This window comes from Methylobacterium sp. B1, from assembly GCF_000333255.1.
In the GTDB taxonomy this organism is placed as follows: Bacteria; Pseudomonadota; Alphaproteobacteria; order Rhizobiales; family Beijerinckiaceae; genus Methylobacterium; species Methylobacterium fujisawaense.
The window spans coordinates 1-3,516 of sequence record NZ_BACT01000928.1; the positions used below are offsets into that span (position 1 = coordinate 1).

General features: G+C 75.6%; 3 protein-coding genes. 2 read left to right on the forward strand and 1 reads right to left on the reverse strand.

Annotated elements, in window-relative coordinates; translation table 11 throughout:
• Positions 1-63 precede the first annotated feature (63 nt).
• On the forward strand, positions 64-1,041 hold the full coding sequence (locus I53_RS26125; protein ID WP_043356361.1) for an FAD:protein FMN transferase: 978 nt from the start codon (positions 64-66) through the stop codon (positions 1,039-1,041).
• Between the two features lie 144 nt (positions 1,042-1,185).
• Entirely contained in the window at positions 1,186-2,316 is a 1,131-nt protein-coding gene (locus I53_RS26130; protein WP_043356363.1) for a serine hydrolase, read from the forward strand.
• Between the two features lie 195 nt (positions 2,317-2,511).
• Here the strand turns inward: I53_RS26130 and I53_RS26135 are convergent.
• Positions 2,512-3,516: M20 family metallopeptidase (locus I53_RS26135; RefSeq protein WP_051045081.1), on the reverse strand; the 1,005-nt coding region annotated here is incomplete at its 5' end.

The window sequence follows — 3,516 nt, forward strand, 5'->3', positions numbered from 1 at the left end:
CGTGCCGCAGGTGGTGGCGCGCAAGCGGGGCCGCCGCGCCGCGCCCCGGCCGGTGACCGTCGGATGAGCGCGCCGTCCCACTTCGCGCCCGGCCGGCGCCGGCTGCTCGTCGGGGCCGCGGGGCTGGCCGCGCTCGGCGGCGTCGCGGCGTTCCGCGCCTCCGCGGCGTCAAGGGGGCTGGCGCTGCGCACCCGCGCCGGCCTCGCCTTCGGCACCACCGTGGCGTTGACCGCCGCGGGGCCCGACCCATCCGCCATCGAGGCGGCGCTGAGCGACGGGTTCGCGGCGATGCGCGCCGTGGAGGACGCCGCCAGCCTGTTCCGGTCCGACAGCGCCCTGGCGCGGCTGAATCGCGATGGCGTTCTCGAGGCCCCCGACCCGCACCTCGTCGTCCTCCTGCGGTTCGCCCTCGCCCTCGCGGCCGAGACCGGCGGCGCTTTCGACCCGACAGTCCAGCCGCTCTGGCCGGTCTGGGCCCAGGCCGCCGCCCGCGGCGAGCGCCCCGGGGCGGAAGCCCTGCGCGCGGCCCTGGCGCGGGTCGGCTGGCGGCGGGTGCAGGTGGGGACGGACCGCGTCGTCCTGGAGCCCGGGACGGCCCTGACCCTGAACGCCCTGGTCCAGGGCTATGCCGCCGACCAGGTCATGGCGGCGCTCCGGGCGCGCGGGATCGCGGACGCCTTCGTGGATACCGGCGAGTTCGGCGCCGCCGGCGCGCATCCCGACGGCACGCCCTGGCGCCTCGGCCTGGCCGATCCCCGCCATCCCGGCGCGGTCGCCGCCGTCATCGCCCCGTTCACGGGCTTCGCCGCGACCTCGGGCGACTACAACATGAGCTTCTCGGACGACCGCGCCGACCATCACATCTTCGATCCGGCCACCGGCCGGTCGCCGCGCGCCCTGTCGTCCGTAACGGTGACCGCGCCGACGGGGCTCGCCGCCGACGGGCTGTCGACCGCTTGCATGGTCCTCGGCCGCGCGCGCGGCGCGGGCCTCGTCGCGGCCCGTCCGGGCTGCGCCGTGCGCTTCACCGGCAAGGGCTGACACATCCGGCTCCGGTGCGCGGGGCGAGGCCCGAACCGCGCCACGCGCTCTGCCCCCGCGGGGGCGATGGCTCTACGGATGGTCCGATCCGCGGCGCAGGCCCTGCATGCGTCCGCACCGGAGAGGACCGTCGGGAGAACGCGCGTGACCGAAGCGACCGGGCCGTACTGGCCGACGCAGGACTGGGCCGAGCAGGACCCGAGTGCGGCGGGGCTCGATGCCGGGCGGCTCGCGGACGCGGTCGCCTTCGCGGAGGCCCACGAGAGCGCGTGGCCGCGCAGCCTGTACTATCCCGACGGGCGCTACGTCGGGATCGTCGAGTGGAACGAGACGGGGCCCTGGAGCGCCATCGACGGGCCGGTGCGTCCGCGGGGCGGCCCGGCTGGCGTGATCCTGAAGGGCGGCCGGCGCGTCGCCGCCTGGGGGGACACGGCCCGCCCGGACATGACCTTCTCGATCGCCAAGAGCTACCTCGCGGTGCTGGCCGGCCTCGCCCACGACGACGGACTGATCCCCGACGTCGACGCGCCGGTGCGGGACAGCGTCCCCGACCCGCTGCTCGACGGCCCGCACAATGGCGCGATCACGTGGCGCCACCTCCTGCAGCAATCGAGCGAGTGGCAGGGCACGCTGTTCGGCAAGTCCGATCAGGTCGACCATTTCCGGCAGATCGGCCCCGGCGCCGACAACAGCCGCAAGGGCGAGGCCCGCGCGCTGCGGCGCCCGGGCACCTACTACGAGTACAACGACGTCCGGGTGAACCTGCTGTCGTACGGCCTGATGCGCCGCTTCGGCCGGGCCCTCCCGGAGGTGCTCCGCGAGCGGATCATGGATCCGATCGGCGCCTCCCGCGACTGGGCGTGGCACGGCTACGACACGGCCTGGGTCGAGGTCGCGGGCGCGCGGGTCCAGTCGGTCCCCGGCGGCGGCCACTGGGGCGGCGGCCTGTTCATCGGGGCCGACGACCACGCCCGCTTCGGCCTCCTCGTCGCCCGCGGCGGCGCCTGGAACGGGCGGCAGCTCCTCTCGGAGCGCTGGATCCGCGCCATGCTGACGCCGTCCCCGACGCTGGACAGCTACGGCTACCTCTGGTGGCTGAACCGCGGCGCGGCCGCCAGGCCGCAACTGCCGGCCTCGGCCTTCAGCGCCCTCGGGGCGGGCAACAACGTGATCTGGTGCGATCCCGAGCATGACCTCGTCGCGGTGCTGCGCTGGATCGACAAGGCGGCCCTCGACGGGTTCCTGCTGCGCCTCGTGGCGGCCCTGCGCCCGTAGGCGCGCCGGCGGCGCTAGCGGCCCCGGACGTGATCGACGAAGCTCCTGAGCACCGGCCGCATCTGGCGGCCGGCCGCGATATCCTGGCCGCCGCCTGCGCCTCGAACGGACAGGCGCGTCCGGCGCCGCGGCGTCCGCCCGGAGACGGCGACCGCCGCGGCGCGGCCGGGCTGGCGACGGTCGGCCTCTGAATCGTCAGAGCGCCGCGATGGTCTCGGCCATCGCGCGCGCCCGCGGCACGAGGCTTCCCACCTCCAGGTACTCCTCGGGCGAGTGGGCCTTGCCGCCCACCGGGCCCACCGCGCAGAGGGTGGGACAGCCGACGCTGGCGGTGAAGCCCGAATCGGCGCAGCCGCCGGCGAACTCGCCGGTGACGGGATGGCCGCCCTGCGCGCTCACCCGGGCATAGGTCTCGAACAGCGCCCGCGAGGCCTCGTCCTGCACGAGCGGCAGGAACTCGCCCTTGATGGTGAGATGCGCGGTGGTGTCCGGCACCGTCGATCCGGCCACGATCGCGGCGATCCGGCCCATGGCCGCCTCGCGGTCGGGTGGGGTCACGTAGCGCAGGTCGATCTCGCAGGTCGCCCGGGGCGCCACGGTGTTCACCGACTGGCCGCCGGCGATCAGGCCGACATTCACCGTGGTGCCGCGGTCGAGGTCGGTGAGGGCGTGGAACGCGACGGTCTTGTGGGCGAGCTCCAGGATGGCGCTGCGCCCGTCGGCGTAGTTGCCGCCGGAATGGGCCGCCTTGCCGAGCACCTCGAGATGCATGAACACCCCGCCCTTGCGGCCGGTGACGACGTTGCCGGTCGGCCGCCCCGGCTCGGAATTCAGCACCGCGCGGGCGCCTCGGGCGGTCTCCTCGATGATCGGGCGGCAGGCCGGCGAGCCGATCTCCTCGTCGCTGGTGAACAGGCCGACGAGCGGCACCGGGGCGCCGCCGGCCCGGTGGTAGGCGGCGAGCACGAAGGCGTTCATCACGAGGCCCGCCTTCATGTCGGCGACGCCGGGCCCGTAGGCGCGGCCGTCGGTGACCCGGAACGGCCGCCGCGTCGGCTCCCCTTTCGGGAAGACGGTGTCGCGATGGCCCATGAGAACGACCGGCCGGTTGCCGCCGCCGGACCCGGCCACGCTCGCCTTCACCGCGTCGCCGTAGCCCTCCACCGGGATCGTCGTGACCGGGATGCCGGGCCGGCGAGG